Here is an 18,042-nt window from a genome sequence, read left to right as displayed (position 1 = left end):
GATTGGCGCGCCTGTGCGAGGGCTGCGTGCGGTCTAGCCCCCGATAGTGACCGAGCGGGCCTCGACCGTGACACCGCCAAAACCGGCGTTCGCGCGAATGCGGACCGGGAAATAGACCGTGCCATCGGCAAAGGGCGCGAGCCATAGCACGACCGGATCGGCGATGTCGCTCTCGCTCGGCTGATCTTCAGGATCATAACCGGCAATCGGTTCGTAATAGGCGTGGCAGACAATGGCGTCGCCCCGGAAGGCCCGGTTGCGGACCCGGTCGGTGCCATGGGACTCCAGCCGCAGATCGTATCGCGCCTTGCCGTCAAAGACGGGAATAGACCCCTGGCAGGGTTCACCGTTTTGCGACGGGAAGCTCATCGCCAGCGAGAACATGCCGGTCAGCGGGTCAATCGCGCCAGTGCGCTGGGCATGGCTGGCCGGTGGTTCGCCCATCGAGCCGAAGGGGGGATCGATATCCGGTTCCGCGACGCCATCAGGGAAGTCGATCCGGATGACGCGGTTCTTCGAACTCGCGTGGTTGAGGTGCCGGTAGCGCCAGGGCTGCAGACCGCCATCGCGATTGTATCCGGAAACTTCCGCCTCGATGTCGGCATCGGTGAAAAGGGCGGCCAGCCCGGCGGCACGGAATCGCGCATTCGCCGAATAGGTATCAGCGGACACCTGACCTGAGACGGTGATGTCGGCGACCTGGAAAATCAGGACCGAGCCCGAATAGACGGCGCTGAACTGGGTCGCGCCGGACACCGGGGCCGGGGCGGCGGCATCATCGGCAGCGGCCGACACCGACAGCGCCGCGGCGCACGCCAGGGCAGGGATTCCGGCAAATTTGTTCAACATGGTTCACGTGCTCCGTCACACTCTGACTGTATGCCCGCCCGGCAGGAACGGGTATACGCCCTCCAACCCGACTGCAAGATGAACGCCGCACAAGGCCCACGGCGCTTGACGGCAGGGCCGCGCTTGGGTATCTCGCCCGCTCCCGCGCCGCTGTCACCAGCAGGCGCGACCGATATTGACTGCAAGGATGTGAAGCCATGTCGCGGCGCTGTGAACTTTCCGGTGTGGGTCCGGTCGTTGGAAACAACGTGTCCCACGCCAACAACAAGACGAAACGCCGGTTCCTGCCGAATCTGTGCGATGTCAGCCTTGCCTCCGAAACGCTGGGTCAGACCTACAAGCTGCGCATTGCCGCCAAGACGCTGCGCAGCGTCGACCATGTCGGCGGTCTGGACAACTACCTCTTGAAGGCCCGCGATGCCGGCCTCTCGGCCCGTGCTGCCAAGATCAAGCGCGCGCTGAAGAAGAAGCAGGCCGAAGCCGCCGCGTAAACGCCGCGCCGCTTCACGACGAGTTTGACGACGCCCGCCACACTGGCGGGCGTTTTCTTTTGCGCCGATACCGCTACGTTGGCTGTAACATGCCACGTCTGGGGGAAATGACATGCGCGCCATCCTGATCGCCGCCGCAGCTGGCCTTGCCGCTGCCTGTTCGCCGCAAGCCGGGCCGGAACCGGAAAACGGGCTGACGGTCGAACCGGCCGCGACCCTCATCATTTCAGGAGGGCCGATCCACACCGCCGATGACGCCGCGCCCATGGTCGAGGCCGTTGCGGTTCGCGGCGACCGGATTGTCTATGCCGGCGACATGGCGGGGGTGGACAGCTATCGCGGTCCCGATACCCGCGTCATCGATCTCGACGGTGCGGCCATGTACCCCGGTTTCACCGATTCCCATGTCCATGTTCTCGGCGTCGGCCAGCGCGAGCTGACCCACGACCTTTCCGGGATCGAGTCCATTCAGGACCTGCAGGCCTGGCTCTATGTCGCGGCGGAGGGCGTAGATATCGGCGGTGTCGTTTTCGGGCGCGGCTGGATCGAAACGCACTGGCCCGAAGGCCGCTTCCCGAACCGGGACGATCTCGACGCCATTGCGCCCGACCGTCAGGTCATTCTGGTCCGCGCCGACGGCCATGCGCTTGTGGCGAACTCCGCGGCTCTGGAAGCCGCCGGCATCACCGCCGAATCGACACCGCCCGACGGCGGGGAAATCCTGCGGGATGAAGACGGCGAGCCGACCGGCATGCTGATCGACGCGGCGATGGGGCCGATTTACGCGCTGCTGGGCGACATGACCGGCGAGCAACGCGCTGACGCCTATGCGACGGGAGCCGAAGTCATGGCCTCGATGGGCTGGACCGGTGCGCATGACATGTCTGTGCCCTGGTCCGATGTCGACATGATCGAAGGGCTGGCCGAAGAGGGCCGCTTGCCGGTGCGGGCCTATATCTCGGTCAATCCCGACGGGCTGGCCGAGCTGGCGCAGCAAACCCCGCGCATCGCCGCAGAAGGGCGCGTCATCACCCGCGCGGTGAAAATGTATATGGACGGCGCACTCGGCTCGCGCGGTGCGGCGCTGCTCGAACCCTATTCGGACGATGGCGGCAATGTCGGCCTGGTGTTGAGCGATGAGGACGAGACGCTCTCTGCCATGGTGTCAGCCCTGCAGAACGGCGTTCAGCTGAACATCCACGCCATCGGTGACCGCGGAAACCGCATGCTGCTCGACTGGATCGAGGAAGCGCTCGCGGCCGTCCCGCCGGAAGACCGCGCGGTCGCGGATCCGCGCTGGCGCGACGAACACACCCAGATCGTCGATCCGGACGATATTCCCCGCTTTGCCGAGCTGGGCGTCATCCCGTCCATGCAGCCGAGCCACGCCATCGGTGACCTTTTCTTCGCGCCCGACCGTTTGGGGTCAGACCGTCTGGACGGAGCCTATGCCTGGCGGACGCTCATCGATTCCGGTGTGGTCATCGCGGGCGGGTCCGACGCCCCGGTCGAGCGCGGCGATCCGCGTATCGAATTCTATGCGGCCGTCGCAAGGCGCGGGCTTGATGGCACACAGACCGAGGACTGGAATCCGGACCAGGCCGTCACGCGGCAGGAAGCCCTGCGTATGTTCACCGCTTGGCCGGCCTATGCCAGCTTCCGCGAGGACGAGCTGGGCCGCATCGCCGTCGGTCTGCGTGCGGACTTCACGGTCCTCTCTGAGGACATCATGACGATCCCGGAAGCCGACATCCTCACCGTTGAACCGGTAATGACCATCCTTGATGGTGTCGTGGCGTGGGAGCGGGAATAGTTTTCCCCCTCACCCTCCCCAACCTTCGCTATCGCTTCAGGCCGGGTCCCCTCCCTCTCCCTCGAGGGAGAGGGTGGCCCGTCAGGGCCGGGTGAGGGGGCTAATACCCCTCGATGGTGAAGCTGAGGAGCAGCGAGCGTTGCTCACCGGAATAATTGTTGTCCGACAGAAGGAAGAGCCGGGTTTCGCCATTCACCTCGGCGACGGCGAGGCCTTCGAGATTGTCGATGGTCGACTCGGTGCCCCAGGCCGCGAGGATGGTGGCGGGCTCGCCGGCAGTCAGCCGTGCCTCATCGGTCTGCGCGACGCGGATCCGGTTGCCGATATCGCGGGACCAGAAGCGCTCCAGCAGCAGGATTGAACCGTCCGGCAGCACGTCCGCACCGGTCAGACCGAACCCGGCCTCGGCATGGAAGTCATGGGCTTCCGGGGCGCCACCGTCCGGCAAATGCCAGATCGTGTGCGGGCGTCCGTCGATGATCGGATATTCGATGAAGGCCATCAGCCCGCCCGGGACAGTCGCCAGCGCCTCGACGCCGCCATTATTGCGCAGGCGCTCGATACCCGGCGGTCCGCCGAAATTTTCCGGCAGGGCCGTGGCCATGCGCTCGCCGCGCTCACCGATATCGTAGATCTCGATCCGGTGTTCACGCTCGAAGCTGACGGCAAAGCGTCCGCCACCCAGATCGGCGAGCCCTTCCGCGTCGGCGGCGGTTCCGGTCAGCGGCCCGCCCAGTGCCGACAGCATCGGCGCAAGGCTGACGTCTTCCAGACCGGTCAGTGTACCGTCCTCGTCAAACGTCATCGTCCCGGTAATCCAGTAGGCGGAGTCCGAGACAGCAATGAAGAAGCCGTCTTCATAGACTTCGATGGCGGAGAGCCCGCCAAACCGTTCATCGTCGGACGTCAGGACCAGCCCGCCACGCCAGGTCAGTGAACCAAGGTCGGTCCGGTCCGGCGCGTCAGGATGCAGGGCGACGGGATCGGCGTTCACGTCAATTGCACCCGGTCCCGGATCGCCTCCGCAGGCGGCCAGGGCAAGGGCAGCGATCAGGACGAGACGTTTCAAATCCGGGCTCCGAGCGTTGAGAAATCCAGTTTCGACAGGCCGCGTGTAGCCGGGCTTGGTGTCGAAGATGTGACGCTCGTCTGACGCTGTGGTGCATCAGGATCGAAAAGAGCAGCGAGCTGGTCGGTCATCGCACCGCCGAGTTGTTCGACATCGGTGATCGTCACCGCGCGCCGGTAGTAGCGCGTTACGTCGTGGCCGATGCCGATGGCGAGAAGTTCCACCTCGGAGCGCCGCTCGACCGTCGCGATCACCTCGCGCAGATGGCGCTCCAGATAGGAGCCGGTATTGGCTGATTGCGTGCCGTCATCGACCGGCGCGCCGTCGGAAATCACCATCAATATCCGGCGCTGTTCGGGCCGGGCGGCGATGCGTTTCCACGCCCATTGCAGGGCCTCGCCGTCGATATTTTCCTTCAACAGCCCTTCGCGCATCATCAGGCCGAGATGTTCGCGCGCGCGCCGCCACGGCTCGTCAGCGGATTTGTAGATGATGTGGCGCAGATCGTTGAGCCGTCCGGGGTGCGGCGGCTTGCCGGCGGCGAGCCAGGCCTCCTTCGACTTGCCGCCCTTCCAGGCGCGGGTGGTAAAGCCGAGGATTTCCGTCTTCACCCCGCAGCGTTCCAGCGTACGGGCGAGAATGTCGGCGCAGGCCGCCGCGACCATGATCGGCCGGCCGCGCATCGAGCCGGAATTGTCGATCAGGAGGGTGACGATCGTGTCGCGAAACTCGGTCTCCTGCTCCTGCTTGAAGGAGAGCGGCAGGGTCGGGTCGGTGATGACGCGGGTCAGGCGCGCGGTGTCGAGCACGCCTTCCTCAAGGTCGAAACTCCAGGAGCGCTGCTGTTGGGCCATCAGGCGGCGCTGCAGACGGTTGGCGAGACGGCCGACCGCGCCTTCGAGGCCCTTGAGCGACTGGTCGAGATATTTGCGAAGGCGCGCGAGTTCTTCCGCATCGCAGAGGTCTTCGGCGCGGATGATCTCGTCGAATTCCTTCGTAAAGACGCGATAGTTGTCGGCACCGGCCTCGTCGGGGCGCACAATGTCGGGGCGCATGGCCCGGCGCGCCTCGCCGCCTTCGTCCGCAGCGTCGATCTCGGCCTGTTTTTCCTCCGACATGTAGTCGATCTCGTCCTGGTCGGCGGACGTGCCCTCGGCATCGGAATTGTCGGCGTCGTCGCCCTTTTCCGGCTCGTCGCCATCGTCCTCGCCGGAGCGCTCTTCGCGGTCGGTCCCGGCATCGTCCTCGCTCTCGTCCTCGGACTCTTCGGGGTCACCGCCGAGTTCATCGGCAAGGTCGAGATCGCGGATCACCTGGCGCAGCGCCTTGGCGAATGTCTTCTGATCGCCCGCAGAATCCGCCAGCGCGTCGAGCGTGTCGCCGGCCTTCTCTTCCAGCTCGTCGCGCCAGAGGCTCATCAGCCCCTTGACCGAGGCCGGGGCCGGGCGGCCGGTGATGCGCTCGCGCACCATCATGGCGACGGCCTCGGCGAGCGGGGCCTGCGACCGGTCGGTCGCCGTGTTCCAGCCCTTGGAGATGGCGCGGGCATTCAGCGCCTCTTCCAGATTGACCGCGACGCCGCGCATGGCGAGCGCGCCGAGTCCCTCCACGCGCGCCTGCTCGGCGGCTTCGTGTATGGCGCGCGCCTGCGACCCCGGCGGCATGGTGGCGGCATGCTGACCCGCATTGTGGTGCAGGAGGCGCAGCGCCAGCGCGTCGGCCCGGCCGCGAATGGCGCGAGCGCTTTCGCCGGTGACGTTTTCGCCCGGATTGGGCAGGACCAGCTGGCCCTTGGAGAAACCGGCGATCTCGCCGCCGAACTTCACCTCCAGATCACGGTCCTGCGCGATGGCGCGCGTGGCGATGACCAGCGCGCGGCGGAAAGCATCGGGATCAGCGTGTGCGGTCATTGGGGGGACTCGGCGGGTGTTTCAGACAGCCACGCGATCACATCGGCGAGCGGGGCTTGCGCCGGTTCTATCGCGTGCTGGGACGGGATTCCGGACAGATCGACCATCCCGTCGCGGATGGGGAGGGGGAACGGGAAAGGCGGCAGACTCTCTGCCCAAGGGGCATCGTAATACCGAAGCCAAATTGCCGTGGAATTCCGATTACAAAACCCGTCTCGAACACGATCACATTCTTTGGAGTCGGCTGTAACGCGCTCCATCATGGCGATTGTGTCCTCTGCCGCAATTGCAGGGAGGCGGTCCGCGTTCGGCTGCGAAAGGAAATACTGAACAGCACCCAGCCATTGATCGCGTGGTGCGCGGATCAGCCTGAGATTGAGACCTTCACCGTTTATGACGCTTCCATCTTCGGCTCGAAATACGAGGTAGGTTTCGCCGACCGCGAAACTTTGAGAACGGTTGCCACATCCTACCAGAATTGAATCGACTGAATCGGGCGGATCGTAGTTCGAAATGCCACCCATTCCATCAGGGACAGTCTGGTTGGTCATGAAACGCAGAGCTGACCATCCGTCGTGTCCTTGTTCCGCCAGACAGACGCGCGCCTGAATTTCCCGTTGATCTTCCAGGTCCTGCCCATCATCAGGCAAGCTGGCACCGCAGGTGTAGTTCGAAATGTCTTCAACTGGCGCAGCACCCAAGAGTTCAAACTGGCTATCGGGACTGCCAAACAAAACCGATATCGATTGCAGCGTATAGCGGTGCGTGAGCGTCACACTGCCGTATTGCGACTCTTCAACAGGCAGGGCTTCAACGCTGACAACGCGAGCCAATTCGATGGAAGCGGCAGACCGGACGAAGTCTGCAAGCACCGGTTCACTTGAAAACCGTGTGTAGCGGATCGAACACCCCTCCGCCTCTGCCGTCAGGGCCGCCGCAGCGGCAAGGCCGATGAGGCTGGTCATGCCGACGTTAAGAACGGGGATTGTCCGCGCAGAACGGATCATAAAGAAGCCTCAAGGGTCGGGGCGTACGTTGAAAGTCTACTCCTAACGCAAAGCCTTGTCAGGACAAGGCGCGTCCCGCTGACATTTCCTGTCTCAGGATTTCACGGGATCGTAATTTCATTTTATGGCGCATGCAGACGAGACTGTGTCCAGGGGACCCTGCCGGAGGACGATTTATGGGTTTAAGCATTCTACTGGCGGCCATGTTCGCCATACAGGGCGCGGAACCCGCACCCATTGACGCGGTCGTGCTCCATCCTTTTACACCGCAGAAATATACTTGCTCAGAACACTTCGAGGGCGAGCTGCCTTATCCCGGTGACGCGTTGGGGGCGGATTGTGCGGTGGTTGGCGACAATGGAACCCGTCGTGACGGAGCTAGTTCGAATGCCGACTACTACAGTTGGCGGCAACCCGTGCTCGCGCCCTTCGATGGTGAGGTCGTGGCGACCAATACCAATCCCGTGACCAACGAACCTGGGACGTTGGGCAGTCCACCGGCCAGCTTCATCATCCTGCGACGAGCCGACGGCGTTATGGTGATGATTGGCCATGTTCGCGAAGTTGTCGTGTCGGAAGGCGACGAGGTCGAGGCGGGTCAGTATATGGCCCGGATTGGCAATAACGGCATGTCGACCAGCCCGCACATCCATATCGGCGCATGGCGGGACGAAACACCACTGCAAATCCGTTGGGATTTGCGCGCCATGGGCGAAATGCGCCGCGAGGGGTGGGACTGGCCCGAGGGCGTCGAACCCTAGGCCGCGCTGGCCGGCTTGGCCGGGGAGGGTTTCAGGGGCGCTTCGGGCAGATCCTCGCCGAAGACGCGCTGGTAGAATTCCGCCACGGTCGGGCGTTCCAGCTCGTCGCACTTGTTGAGGAAAGTCAGCCGGAAGGCGAGCGCGATGTCGCCGAAAATCTGGGTGTTCTCCGCCCAGGTCAGCACGGTGCGCGGGCTCATCACGGTGGAAATGTCGCCATTGATGAAGGCGTCGCGCGAGAGGTCGGCGACCTTGACCATGTCGGCGATGGATTTCTTGCCTTCGTCCGTCTTGGCGAAGTCCGGCAGGCGCGAGCGCACGATTTCCTGCTCGGTCTCGGCGGGCAGATAGTTCAGCGTCGCGACAATCGACCAGCGGTCCATCTGGCCCTGGTTGATCTGCTGTGTGCCATGATAGAGGCCGGTCGTATCCCCGAGGCCAATCGTGTTCGTCGTCGCGAACAGACGAAAAAACGGGTGCGGGCGGATCACCTTGGTCTGGTCGAGCAGGGTCAGCGAGCCCGACGCCTCCAGCACGCGCTGGATCACGAACATCACGTCGGGGCGGCCCGCATCGTATTCGTCAAAGAGGATCGCGACCGGGCGCTGCAGCGCCCAGGGCAATATGCCTTCCTGGAATTCGGTGACCTGCTTGCCGTCGCGCAGGACGATGGCGTCCTTGCCGACCATGTCGATACGGCTGACATGGCTGTCGAGATTGACCCGCACCATCGGCCAGTTCAGGCGCGCGGCGACTTGTTCGATATGCGTCGACTTGCCGGTGCCGTGATAGCCCTGGACCATCACCCGCCGGTTGAAGGCGAACCCGGCGAGGATCGTGCGCGTGGTCGCCGGATCGAAGACATAGGCCTCATCGACCTTGGGCGTGTGCTCGTCGGGCACCGAAAAGGCCGGGACCTCGAAGCCGGGATCGAAACCGAACAGCGTTTTGCAATCGGCTTTGGTGTCGGGGGCGGCGAGGGGAAAGGAATCGCTCATCGAAAACTCGGCGTTCTGGATAATCGGTCTGTTGAACATTCATTGCGGCGAAACGGGCCGCGTCACAAGGCTGATGGGCGCATAGCACGGGGCCGCGTGCGGGCAAAACCCGCCGCGCGATCACGAATGCTTACGCCAATCCCTCATTCTTCAGGATCTGGTAGGCGCGGATGACCCGCCCGAGCTGTTCCTCGCTGGACCGGTCGCCGCCATTCGCGTCCGGGTGGAAGCGTTTGACGAGTTCGGCATAGCGCTTCTTCATCTCTTCCCTTGTGGCGGTGTCTTCCAGCCCCAGGGTTTCAAGCGCCATCGCCTGCAGCCGTCCCAGACGCCGGCGTTCGGGCGGAGACTGGCCCTTGTCGTTCGCGGGCTGGTCGCCAAAGAGGCCGAACGGATCGGCAAAGCCTTGGGTGAAATCGGCCGAGGCTTTCGCCGAACGCTTGTGCGCGCCGGTATTTGAGCGGAAATTCCAGGTCGGGCGGTGGCCGTATTGCGCCGAGGCGTTGAAGGCCGCGGTCTGGGCCTCGTCCATGCCCTCGAAAAAATTCCACGCCTTGTTGTATTCCGCTGCGTGCGAGACACAGAACCAGTGGAATTCATTCAGGCGGTCGGCCCCTTTGGGCGCACGGGCATCGCCCCGGCTGGGGCAGCCGGGCCATTCGCAAACGCGTTCATCGGCATCAGGCTCGTCTTTCGGCGGTTTGATGCGGATGTCACGGAAGCGGGGCTTGTATTCAAACGCGCCGTCCATGCCCCTAAGTATAGGGAGCCCGGCTTAAGCGGCAATGAAGAGGGGTGTGAATTATGGGTGAGATTGCCCGGACGATTGAAACCAAACTGCGCGCGGCCTTCGATCCGGTCCGCCTCTCGGTGGTCGACGAATCGGCCCAGCACGCCGGTCATGCCGGTGTGCGCGAGGGCGGGGAAAGCCATTTCTTTGTCGATATCGCCGCGCCCGCCTTTGTGTCGATGAGCCGCGTCGAACGTCAGCGCGCAGTCAATACCGCCCTCGCCGAGGAGCTCGCCGGTCCGGTCCATGCCCTGCGCATGAAGGTGGAGGGGGATTAGCCCCCTCACCCGGCGCTTCGCGCCACCCTCTCCCTGACAGGGAGAGGGTGGGGCCCCGCTTGCGGGGAGGGTGAGGGGGTGGTTCCAAACCTCCCGCCCCGCCGCTAGCATCCTGAAAAGCCCAAATCAGGAGAAACGACATGGACGTGCGCGCGGCGGTGGCCTTCAAGGCCGGAGATCCTTTGAGCATCGAGACGGTCCAGCTCGACGGTCCGCGCGACGGCGAGGTGCTGGTCGAGATCATGGCGACCGGCATCTGCCATACCGACGCCTTCACGCTCTCCGGGGACGATCCGGAAGGTCTCTTCCCCGCCATTCTCGGCCATGAGGGCGCGGGAATCGTGCGCGAGGTCGGCGCGGGCGTAACGTCGGTGAAGCCGGGCGACCACGTCATCCCGCTCTACACGCCTGAATGCCGGGAATGCGAATACTGCCTGCACCCCAAAACCAATCTCTGCCAGAAGATTCGCGGAACACAGGGCCAGGGCCTGATGCCCGACGGGACCAGCCGGATTTCGCTGAACGGGGAAAAGCTGCACCACTATATGGGCTGCTCGACTTTCGCGAACTTCACCGTCCTGCCCGAAATCGCGGTGGCGAAAATCCGCCCCGACGCGCCCTTTGAAAAGGTCTGCTATATCGGCTGCGGGGTGACGACCGGCGTCGGCGCGGTCGTTTTCGACGCCAAGGTGGAGCCGGGCAGCCGCGTCGTCGTCTTCGGCCTTGGCGGGATTGGGCTGAATGTCATCCAGGGTGCGCGCATGGTCGGCGCGAGCCAGATTGTCGGCATCGATATCAATGAGGACCGCCGCGCCATCGCCGAAAAATTCGGCATGACCGACTTCATCAACCCCAAGTCCGTCGACAACATCGTCGAAGCCATCGTCGACATCACCAAGGGCGGGGCGGACTATTCCTTCGAATGCATCGGCAATGTCACGACGATGCGCCAGGCACTCGAAGCCTGCCACAAGGGCTGGGGCGAGAGCATCATCATCGGCGTGGCCGGGGCGGGTCAGGAAATCTCGACGCGGCCGTTTCAGCTCGTCACCGGCCGGGTCTGGCGTGGCACCGCCTTTGGCGGGGCGAGAGGGCGCACCGACGTGCCGAAAATCGTCGACTGGTATATGGACGGGAAGATCAATATCGACGACCTCATCACCCACGTCATGCCGCTCGACCAGATCAACGACGCCTTCCACCTGATGCATGAGGGCGAAAGCATAAGAAGCGTGGTGGCTTATTGATTGGCGCGCATTCATCTCCACGGGCGAAGACGCGAAACCCTCGCCCCCTTGGGGGAGAGGGTAGGGTGAGGGGGTGAGACACCCCCATCGGGACAGGGCGCGCGCGTTGCGCCGCCAGTCAACCGAGGCCGAGCGGTGCTTGTGGCGTTATCTGCGCAATCGGCAATGCCTCGGGCGGAAGTTTCGACGTCAGTTTCCGATTGGCCCCTATATAGCCGATTTCGCCTGTCCTGACGCGATGCTCATCATCGAAGCCGATGGCGGGCAGCACTCAGCCGATAAGACCAAGGATGCGCGCCGCACGACTTTCCTTGAGAACAAGGGCTGGACGGTTTTGCGGTTCTGGAACAATGACATTCTTGCCCATACTGAGGGTGTGTTCGAGGTCATCCGGGATTGGCTGCGCGCCAAGTCAATTGACCACCCCGTTTGAACCAACCCCTCACCCCGGCCCTCTCCCCTTGGAAAGGGGAGAGGGGGATGTGCATCGGGTATTCAAAGGCGCAAACCAAAACCCTCGCCCCCTTGGGGGAGAGGGTCGGCGGCCTCAGCCGCCGGGGTGAGGGGGTATTGAACCTTTAACCGCGGCGCGAACGGCATTAGGTCCTTCCCATGACCCTCTACATTGATGCCGATGCCTGTCCGGTGAAGGACGAGGCGATCCGCGTGGCCGAGCGCCACCAGACCCGCATCCTGCTGGTCTGTGACGGGGGCCTGCGCCGGCCGAACAGCCAATGGGCCGAACTCGTCATCGTGCCGGAAGGAGCCGACGCGGCGGACAACTGGATCGCGGAGCGGATCGGGCCGGGCGATATCTGCGTCACTGCAGACATACCGCTCGCCGACCGCTGCCTGAAGGCCGGAAGCCGGGCGATCGATCCAAAGGGGCGGGAGTTTACGCCCGACAATATCGGCTCCACGCTGGCGACCCGGAATCTGATGACCGATTTGCGGTCGGCGGGCACGATGGAGGGCGGCGGCGGGAAACCTTTCACCCCCCGCGACCGTTCCGAATTCCTCAACGGTCTGGAGCGCGTCTTCCAGGCGATCAAGCGAGGCAGGTAAGCATTATGGACCTCATCGACAGCCATATGTGCTTTGGCGGCGAGCAGCGTCGCTACCGGCACACCTCCGAAACGCTGAAATGCGACATGACGGTGTCGCTCTTCGTGCCGCATGGGGCCGGGCCGTTCCCGGTGTTGTGGTGGCTCTCGGGGCTCACCTGTACTGACGAGAATTTCGTCACCAAGGCCGGTGCGCAGCGCAAGGCCGCCGAGCTGGGAATGGCGATCCTCTGCCCGGACACCTCACCGCGCGGGGACGGCGTCGCCGATGACGAGGCCTATGACCTCGGCAAGGGCGCGGGCTTCTATGTCGATGCGCGCCAGAGCCCCTGGGCCGAACACTACCGCATGGAGACCTATCTGCGGACCGAACTGCCCGCGCTGGCGGAGAAATTCTTCCCCGTGGACATGGCGCGGCAGGCAATCTCGGGCCATTCCATGGGCGGACATGGCGCGCTGACGCTGGGCCTGAAAGACCCCAAGCGCTACGCCTCGATCTCGGCCTTCGCTCCGATTGTTGCGCCCACGCAAGTGCCGTGGGGCAAGAAGGCGTTCACCGCCTATCTCGGTGATGACGAGGCCGAATGGATGAGGCATGACGCCTGCCATCTGATCGCGTCGACGGAGGGCGAATTGCCGCCCATCCTGATCGACCAGGGCGAGGCTGACCAATTCCTCGCCGAACAGCTCCAGCCCGATCTGTTCAAGGCTGCCGCGATCGAGTCAGGCCGGAAAATCGATCTCGTCCTGCGCCCCGGATACGACCATTCCTATTTCTACATCGCGAGCTTCATCGACGAACACCTCGCCTTCCACGCCAAGCATCTGGGGGTGACCTCCTCTCCACCTAGGGGGAGAGGATTGAGGTGAGGGGGTCGTGCCGGATTGAGCTCGACCTTTAACCAACCCCTCACCCTGACCCTCTCCCCTTTGAAAAGGGGCGAGGGAAATGTGGTCTAAACTAATCCGGCGCTTTGGCGACCCGCATCGAGATGATCTGGTTACGGCGTTTCTCTAGGATCTCGAAGCGCACGCCGTGGAAGCGGAAGACCTGGCCCTTTTCCGGGATGGTCTGGGCTTCATGGATGACGAGACCGGCAACGGTCACCGCTTCCTCGTCGGGCAGATTCCAGTCGAGCGCGCGGTTGATGTCGCGGATCGCGAGCGCCCCGTCGATGGTCCAGCTGTGATCGCCATCGGCGACGAGCCCCTCGACGGTGATGTCATGCTCGTCCTCGATCTCGCCGACGATCTCCTCGAGGATGTCCTCGAGCGTCACCAGCCCCATCAGTGCGCCGTATTCGTCGACGACCAGTGCGAAGTGTTCGCGCTTTTCGCGGAAGGCATTGAGCTGGTCCTGCAGCTCGGTGGTTTCGGGCACAAACCAGGCCTCGCGCTTGATCGCGCCGATATCGAGTTTTGTCAGATCACCACCGCATTCCAGCAGGGCCCGGGCCATGTCACGGGCGTGCAGGACGCCGACAATGTTTTCCGCGTCGCCCTCGTAAAGCGGCAGTCGAGTGTGGGGGCTGGCCAACGCCTCGGCCACGATCTCCGCGGCCGGTTTGCCGGCGTCGATCATCACCATGTTCTTGCGGTGAACCATGACGTCATCGACGGTCAGTTCACGCAGATCGAGCACGCCGCCCAGCATGTCGCGGTCGTCCTTCACGACGCCGCCTTCCTGGTGGTGCAGGTCGATATGACCGCGGATCTCGTCATGAGCCGAGAAGAGCGGGCCTTCCACCTGGGCACCCAGCAGGCGCAGCGCGCCCCGTACGATCACCTGCACCGCCGCGACGATGGGCGAGAACAGGCGAACGACGATCAGGATCGGCCAGGCGACCGTCAGGGCCACCCGGTCGGGATTGGAGAGCGCATAGGTCTTGGGCAGGACCTCGGAAAAGATCAGCACCAGCGCTGTCATCACCAGTGTCGCATAGGCGACACCCGCCGGTCCGAACAGATCGAGCAGGACCGAGGCGGCGATGGTCGAGGCGAGGATGTTGACGAGATTGTTGCCCAGCAGGATCGCACCGATCAGGCTTTCCCGGTCCTCGGTCAGCTTGTTGACACGGCGGGCGGCATCGTTGTCGTCTTTCTCCAGTTGCAGCATGCGCGCGCGGGAAACGGCCGTCAGCGCCGTCTCGGATCCGGAAAAGAAACCGGACAGGAGCAGGAGAATGAAAATCCCGGCGGTCGGGATCAGGAGCGGCCAGAATTCGGTCATGTCATTTGGCTTTTCAGAAAGCGTTCGATGTCGTTGGCGTCCATGCCAGGCGCGATAAAGGCGTCCCCGATCGATCTGGCAAGGACCAGAGTGATCGTACCGCCCGAATTCTTCTTGTCGTGGCGCATCCGGTCAACAAGCCGGGCGGCGTCGAAGGGGCCGCCAGGCACCGCGTCCGGACCATCGGGCAGGCCTGCGGTGCGTAGATGCGCAGCGACCCGGTCGGCGTCGGCCTGCGGGCAGTCGCCGCGCTGTGCCGAATACCGGAACGCCAGCGCCAGCCCTGCAGCCACCGCCTCGCCATGTGTCATCTGCCCGGGGGCTTCGGCCTCGAAGGCATGGCCGAACGTATGGCCGAGATTGAGGAGGGCGCGCTCGCCGGCTTCCTTTTCATCGCGCGCCACGACCCCGGCCTTGAACCGGATCGCGCTTGTGAGCGCCGGTTGCAGGGTTTCGGGCGTATAGATGCCGTCTCCCGCTGCTTCGAGCCTGTCGAAGAGGGCGGCATCGCCAATGAGGGCGGCTTTCAGGATTTCGGCATACCCGGCGCGCAATTCGCGCTTGGGCAAGGTATCGAGGAAGGCTGCATCCGCGACCACCAGGCGGGGCGGGTGGAAAGCCCCGACCATGTTCTTGCCGGCGCGCGTGTTGATCCCGGTCTTGCCGCCCACAGACGAATCCGCCTGTGCCAGCAAGGTCGTCGGCATCTGAACGAAGCCGATTCCGCGCTTGTAGATCGCGGCGGCAAAGCCGGTGAGATCGCCCACAACCCCGCCGCCGAGCGCGATGATCGTGTCGCCGCGTTCCACGCCGGCATGGGCGAGCGCGTCGGTCAGCGCCTCGATGCCGGAGAAGCTCTTCTGCCCCTCGCCCGGGGCGGCGATGACCGGTTCGCACTCGATGCCGACCTGGCGGAGGGCCCCGCGCACGCGGTCAAGATGCAGTCCGGCGACATTCGTGTCGGTGACGATGATGGCTTCGCCGCGTGGAAACATTTCCTGGAAGCGCGTTGCCGCCGCCTCCAGCGCCCCGGCTCCGGCGATGACATCGTAAGCGCCGGTCGCGGTCGCGACGGGAATGATGTCGGGGCCGCTCATCGGACCAGAAGGCCCTTGTCCTGAAGCGCGGCAAGTATGCTGTCCACGGTCGTGGAATGGGGGCCATCCGCGCCATCGACATGGATGACGGCTTCACGATAGGCCGCCTCGCGCTTCTCCATCAGCCCGGCCATCACGCTTCGCGGATCATCGGCTTTCAAAAGCGGGCGCGTGTCGCGGCGCGAGACGCGTTCCATCAGCGTGTCGAGATCGGCCTTGATCCAGATGCTGATGGCTTTTTCGCGCACGAGCGCCCGCGTCGTGTCATTGGCGAACGCCCCGCCGCCGAGCGCGATGACGCGCGGACCTTCGTCCAGCAGGCGGGCGATAACCTTGCGTTCGCCGTCGCGGAAGGCGGATTCGCCGAAGTCGGAAAAAATGTCGGATACGCTGCGCCCGGCAGATTTCTCGATCTCCTCGTCAGCATCGACAAAGCCGAGACCAAGCGTGCGCGCCAGACGCCGGCCCACGGTTGTCTTGCCCGCCCCCATCAGGCCGACAAGGGCGATGGGGCGGTCGAGCTGGAGCGAAGGCGGAACATCGTCGGCGGGCATGGTCAGATACTAGGGCCGATGCGCCTGCTTTTAAAAGCGTCTCTCACCGGCATGCCGTCTGGAAATTGCCGCAATCGCAGCTAGGCTGTCCTGACAAGTGAATTCGGCAATGGACCAAAACCTGTCGTGGGGGAAAGCGCATGCGCGGCGTGTTGATCGGTATCGGTGTAGTGGCGGCGATCCTGCTTGTCGGCTTTGGTTCGCTGGTCCTCATTGCCGACGGCATGGAACCCGAGCGCGAGGAGATTCGTGTTGAGCTTCCCGATGATTTCCCGAATTAGCCTTGCCGTCCTGCTGCTCGCGGGCAGCGCCTCGGCCCAGGATATTGAGGTGCGCCAGCTCGGCGCGCTTGATCCGCTGGAAGTCCAGATCGCGGATACGCCGCTGGAATCTGACCTCTGGCGCGCGTCTTCGGCCGATACGGCCCGCGCGGCCATCGCCGCCCTGCCGGCAACAGACGGGCCGGGATACCGCTCACCGGCGCTCGCCGAACTGGCCGCGCGCGTCCTGTTGTCGGGCGGAGAGCCACCGGCCGGCGGGCGCGGAGATGCGGCGCTGGCTGCGCTGCGGGCCGAACGGGCCCTGGCGGCCGCCGGCGCGCCAGCCGCCTTTGCCCTTCTGGAACGGACGCCGCAGCTGGAACGCCGCCCGGAACTCGCCCGCCTGCATGCCGAGCTCGCCTTCGCGCTGGGCCGGGGCAATGAGGGCTGCCGGACCGCCAACGGTCTGGTTGAAGGCCGTGACCAGCCCTATTGGCTGCGCGCGCGGGCCTTCTGCCATGCGCTGAATGGCGAGGACGCGGCGGCCGAGCTTTCGGTCGATCTCGCCCGCGCTGCCGAGCCCGACCCGACTTTCGACACGCTGATCTATGCCGTCACCCTCGAACAGCCGGTTCCGGCCGGCATCGCTGTCGACAGCGGGCTGGAATGGGCGCTCGTCCATGTCGCGGCCAACGGCACCCATCCCGATGTTGACCTCGACGACGCCCCGCAATGGTTGCGCGATGTCGCCGAGCTGACGGCCCCGCCCGCTGAACTGCCGGATGAGTGGGCCGCGGCGCTGTCCGCCGCCCAGGAATTTGAAGGTGGGGAACGCAGTGCCGCCTACGACCAGCTGATCACGCAGGGTCAGGACCGGCTGGTCGCCGGGCTGGCGCTCGGGGAATGGCTGAGCGCCGCGCGCACTGACGGGCGTTTCCTCCAGGTCGCACGGCGTTATGGCGAGGAAGTTTCGACCATCCCCGTGACCGAAGGCACGATCGGTTTTGGCGGCCATTTCACCATGGCAGCTCTGCTGGCCGGTGATATCCGTACCGCGCAGCGCTGGCGCCGCGCGCTTGATGACGGACCGCCTGCGCCGGATTACGCGACCGGACTGGTCGATCCGACCAAGCCGGGCGGTTTCGAAGAGCCCCTGATCGCCGATGACCGCCCTGAATGGCAGCCGCCGTCGCCGCGCTATCTCGTGGCACTCGATACCGCGATTGCAGTGGCCGAGGACCGTATTCGGCGCGATTCCATGGAAGCCCTGCTCGGTGCCCGAATGGAATCTGGCGAGCCCGCACTCGGCAGTGTGGCGGCGCTCGCCGCGCTCGGCGCTCCGGCCCCGCTCGAATATCGCATTGCGCTATTGGAAGCCTCGACCGGCGAGACCAACAACTATCTCGCAGGGATGGAAGCGGCTGACTTTGCCGGCGCGCGCGCCGAAACGCTCCTGCTGGCCGCTGCCGCGCTCAGCGAGGGCGGGGACAGTGTCTCGGCGCAAGGCCTGATGCGGGTCTGCGCCATGCTCGACCGTGTCGGTTTCCGCGACATGGCGCTGAAAATCGTCCTGGAGCGCATCATCCTGGAGATCGCGTGACCGCCACCGGTCCCATCGCGCTAT

Annotated in this window: 19 protein-coding genes; 10 read left to right on the top strand and 9 right to left on the bottom strand. The window is 64.5% G+C overall.

What is annotated here, in order from left to right; translation table 11 throughout:
• Positions 1 to 33: 33 nt before the first annotated feature.
• Positions 34 to 849: a DUF3108 domain-containing protein gene (locus tag V0U35_RS06210; protein WP_330195810.1), complete on the bottom strand. Its 816-nt coding sequence runs from the start codon at positions 847 to 849 to the stop codon at positions 34 to 36.
• 197 nt (positions 850 to 1,046) lie between these two features.
• On the opposite strand from V0U35_RS06210, the gene rpmB reads away from it, so the two are divergent.
• Together rpmB and V0U35_RS06200 are read left to right on the top strand one after the other, a co-directional pair.
• Positions 1,047 to 1,340, top strand: a complete 294-nt coding sequence (gene rpmB, locus V0U35_RS06205) for a 50S ribosomal protein L28 (RefSeq protein ID WP_330195809.1) — start codon at positions 1,047 to 1,049, stop codon at positions 1,338 to 1,340.
• Between the two features lie 112 nt (positions 1,341 to 1,452).
• Positions 1,453 to 3,153 (top strand): amidohydrolase, encoded by a 1,701-nt coding sequence (locus V0U35_RS06200; protein WP_330195808.1) that lies wholly within the window; start codon positions 1,453 to 1,455, stop codon positions 3,151 to 3,153.
• Between the two features lie 100 nt (positions 3,154 to 3,253).
• On the opposite strand, the gene V0U35_RS06195 is transcribed toward V0U35_RS06200, so the two are convergent.
• From V0U35_RS06195 to V0U35_RS06185, 3 genes are read right to left on the bottom strand one after another with little or no spacing between them, the layout of a single operon-like run.
• A complete protein-coding gene (locus V0U35_RS06195) occupies positions 3,254 to 4,222 on the bottom strand; it encodes an esterase-like activity of phytase family protein (RefSeq protein WP_330195807.1) in 969 nt (322 codons plus the stop codon).
• Positions 4,219 to 6,132: a cobaltochelatase subunit CobT gene (cobT, locus tag V0U35_RS06190; RefSeq protein WP_330195806.1), complete on the bottom strand. Its 1,914-nt coding sequence runs from the start codon at positions 6,130 to 6,132 to the stop codon at positions 4,219 to 4,221. The genes V0U35_RS06195 and cobT overlap by 4 nt, the downstream gene beginning before the upstream one ends.
• Positions 6,129 to 7,139, bottom strand: a complete 1,011-nt coding sequence (locus V0U35_RS06185) for a hypothetical protein (RefSeq protein ID WP_330195805.1) — start codon at positions 7,137 to 7,139, stop codon at positions 6,129 to 6,131. Before V0U35_RS06185 ends, cobT begins: the two co-directional genes overlap by 4 nt.
• Before the next feature lie 176 nt (positions 7,140 to 7,315).
• On the opposite strand from V0U35_RS06185, the gene V0U35_RS06180 reads away from it, so the two are divergent.
• Positions 7,316 to 7,900 (top strand): M23 family metallopeptidase, encoded by a 585-nt coding sequence (locus tag V0U35_RS06180; protein WP_330195804.1) that lies wholly within the window; start codon positions 7,316 to 7,318, stop codon positions 7,898 to 7,900.
• Here the strand turns inward: V0U35_RS06180 and cobS are convergent.
• Positions 7,897 to 8,898, bottom strand: coding sequence for a cobaltochelatase subunit CobS (gene cobS / locus V0U35_RS06175; RefSeq protein ID WP_330195803.1), 1,002 nt, complete (start codon positions 8,896 to 8,898; stop codon positions 7,897 to 7,899). The genes V0U35_RS06180 and cobS overlap by 4 nt on opposite strands.
• Positions 8,899 to 9,028: 130 nt before the next feature.
• Positions 9,029 to 9,649, bottom strand: coding sequence for a J domain-containing protein (locus V0U35_RS06170; protein WP_330195802.1), 621 nt, complete (start codon positions 9,647 to 9,649; stop codon positions 9,029 to 9,031).
• A gap of 53 nt (positions 9,650 to 9,702) precedes the next feature.
• Here V0U35_RS06170 and V0U35_RS06165 point away from each other — a divergent pair, with 53 nt between their 5' ends.
• The 5 genes from V0U35_RS06165 (at position 9,703) to fghA (ending at position 13,147) form a co-directional block, all read left to right on the top strand.
• Positions 9,703 to 9,966, top strand: a complete 264-nt coding sequence (locus tag V0U35_RS06165) for a BolA family protein (protein WP_330195801.1) — start codon at positions 9,703 to 9,705, stop codon at positions 9,964 to 9,966.
• Positions 9,967 to 10,106: 140 nt separating this feature from the next.
• A complete protein-coding gene (locus tag V0U35_RS06160; protein WP_330195800.1) occupies positions 10,107 to 11,213 on the top strand; it encodes an S-(hydroxymethyl)glutathione dehydrogenase/class III alcohol dehydrogenase in 1,107 nt (368 codons plus the stop codon).
• A 73-nt stretch (positions 11,214 to 11,286) separates the two neighbouring features.
• Entirely contained in the window at positions 11,287 to 11,646 is a 360-nt protein-coding gene (locus V0U35_RS06155) for an endonuclease domain-containing protein (protein WP_330195799.1), read from the top strand.
• 179 nt (positions 11,647 to 11,825) lie between these two features.
• Positions 11,826 to 12,278: a YaiI/YqxD family protein gene (locus V0U35_RS06150; protein ID WP_330195798.1), complete on the top strand. Its 453-nt coding sequence runs from the start codon at positions 11,826 to 11,828 to the stop codon at positions 12,276 to 12,278.
• A 5-nt stretch (positions 12,279 to 12,283) separates the two neighbouring features.
• Positions 12,284 to 13,147: an S-formylglutathione hydrolase gene (fghA, locus tag V0U35_RS06145; protein ID WP_330195797.1), complete on the top strand. Its 864-nt coding sequence runs from the start codon at positions 12,284 to 12,286 to the stop codon at positions 13,145 to 13,147.
• Between the two features lie 91 nt (positions 13,148 to 13,238).
• Here the strand turns inward: fghA and V0U35_RS06140 are convergent, their stop codons facing one another.
• Genes V0U35_RS06140 through V0U35_RS06130 form a run of 3 tightly spaced genes read right to left on the bottom strand, consistent with a single transcriptional unit; the run spans position 13,239 to position 16,158 of the window.
• Positions 13,239 to 14,507, bottom strand: coding sequence for an HlyC/CorC family transporter (locus V0U35_RS06140; RefSeq protein ID WP_330195796.1), 1,269 nt, complete (start codon positions 14,505 to 14,507; stop codon positions 13,239 to 13,241).
• A complete protein-coding gene (gene aroB, locus V0U35_RS06135; protein ID WP_330195795.1) occupies positions 14,504 to 15,604 on the bottom strand; it encodes a 3-dehydroquinate synthase in 1,101 nt (366 codons plus the stop codon). Before aroB ends, V0U35_RS06140 begins: the two co-directional genes overlap by 4 nt.
• Complete coding sequence (locus V0U35_RS06130) at positions 15,601 to 16,158, bottom strand: shikimate kinase (protein ID WP_330195794.1); 558 nt, start codon at positions 16,156 to 16,158, stop codon at positions 15,601 to 15,603. The genes aroB and V0U35_RS06130 overlap by 4 nt, the downstream gene beginning before the upstream one ends.
• A gap of 140 nt (positions 16,159 to 16,298) precedes the next feature.
• On the opposite strand from V0U35_RS06130, the gene V0U35_RS06125 reads away from it, so the two are divergent.
• Positions 16,299 to 16,439 carry a hypothetical protein gene (locus V0U35_RS06125; protein ID WP_330195793.1) on the top strand — a complete coding sequence of 47 codons (141 nt, stop codon included), beginning with the start codon at positions 16,299 to 16,301 and terminating at the stop codon, positions 16,437 to 16,439.
• Entirely contained in the window at positions 16,411 to 18,018 is a 1,608-nt protein-coding gene (locus tag V0U35_RS06120; protein WP_330195792.1) for a hypothetical protein, read from the top strand. The genes V0U35_RS06125 and V0U35_RS06120 overlap by 29 nt, the downstream gene beginning before the upstream one ends.
• The last annotated feature ends 24 nt before the right edge of the window (positions 18,019 to 18,042 follow it).

Origin of the sequence: Hyphobacterium marinum, assembly GCF_036330325.1 — a bacterium.
GTDB classification, from domain to species: Bacteria; Pseudomonadota; Alphaproteobacteria; order Caulobacterales; family Maricaulaceae; genus Hyphobacterium; species Hyphobacterium marinum.
This window is presented reverse-complemented; position numbering and strand designations above follow the sequence as displayed.

What these genes read in the sequence shown, in the direction of transcription:
- V0U35_RS06210 (WP_330195810.1), bottom strand. Translation starts at nt 849, where the DNA reads ATGTTGAACAAATTTGCCGGAATCCCTGCCCTGGCGTGCGCCGCGGCG.
- rpmB (WP_330195809.1), top strand. Translation starts at nt 1,047, where the DNA reads ATGTCGCGGCGCTGTGAACTTTCCGGTGTGGGTCCGGTCGTTGGAAAC.
- V0U35_RS06200 (WP_330195808.1), top strand. Translation starts at nt 1,453, where the DNA reads ATGCGCGCCATCCTGATCGCCGCCGCAGCTGGCCTTGCCGCTGCCTGT.
- cobT (WP_330195806.1), bottom strand. Translation starts at nt 6,132, where the DNA reads ATGACCGCACACGCTGATCCCGATGCTTTCCGCCGCGCGCTGGTCATC.
- V0U35_RS06185 (WP_330195805.1), bottom strand. Translation starts at nt 7,139, where the DNA reads ATGATCCGTTCTGCGCGGACAATCCCCGTTCTTAACGTCGGCATGACC.
- V0U35_RS06180 (WP_330195804.1), top strand. Translation starts at nt 7,316, where the DNA reads ATGGGTTTAAGCATTCTACTGGCGGCCATGTTCGCCATACAGGGCGCG.
- cobS (WP_330195803.1), bottom strand. Translation starts at nt 8,898, where the DNA reads ATGAGCGATTCCTTTCCCCTCGCCGCCCCCGACACCAAAGCCGATTGC.
- V0U35_RS06170 (WP_330195802.1), bottom strand. Translation starts at nt 9,649, where the DNA reads ATGGACGGCGCGTTTGAATACAAGCCCCGCTTCCGTGACATCCGCATC.
- V0U35_RS06165 (WP_330195801.1), top strand. Translation starts at nt 9,703, where the DNA reads ATGGGTGAGATTGCCCGGACGATTGAAACCAAACTGCGCGCGGCCTTC.
- V0U35_RS06160 (WP_330195800.1), top strand. Translation starts at nt 10,107, where the DNA reads ATGGACGTGCGCGCGGCGGTGGCCTTCAAGGCCGGAGATCCTTTGAGC.
- V0U35_RS06150 (WP_330195798.1), top strand. Translation starts at nt 11,826, where the DNA reads ATGACCCTCTACATTGATGCCGATGCCTGTCCGGTGAAGGACGAGGCG.
- fghA (WP_330195797.1), top strand. Translation starts at nt 12,284, where the DNA reads ATGGACCTCATCGACAGCCATATGTGCTTTGGCGGCGAGCAGCGTCGC.
- V0U35_RS06140 (WP_330195796.1), bottom strand. Translation starts at nt 14,507, where the DNA reads ATGACCGAATTCTGGCCGCTCCTGATCCCGACCGCCGGGATTTTCATT.
- aroB (WP_330195795.1), bottom strand. Translation starts at nt 15,604, where the DNA reads ATGAGCGGCCCCGACATCATTCCCGTCGCGACCGCGACCGGCGCTTAC.
- V0U35_RS06130 (WP_330195794.1), bottom strand. Translation starts at nt 16,158, where the DNA reads ATGCCCGCCGACGATGTTCCGCCTTCGCTCCAGCTCGACCGCCCCATC.
- V0U35_RS06125 (WP_330195793.1), top strand. Translation starts at nt 16,299, where the DNA reads ATGCGCGGCGTGTTGATCGGTATCGGTGTAGTGGCGGCGATCCTGCTT.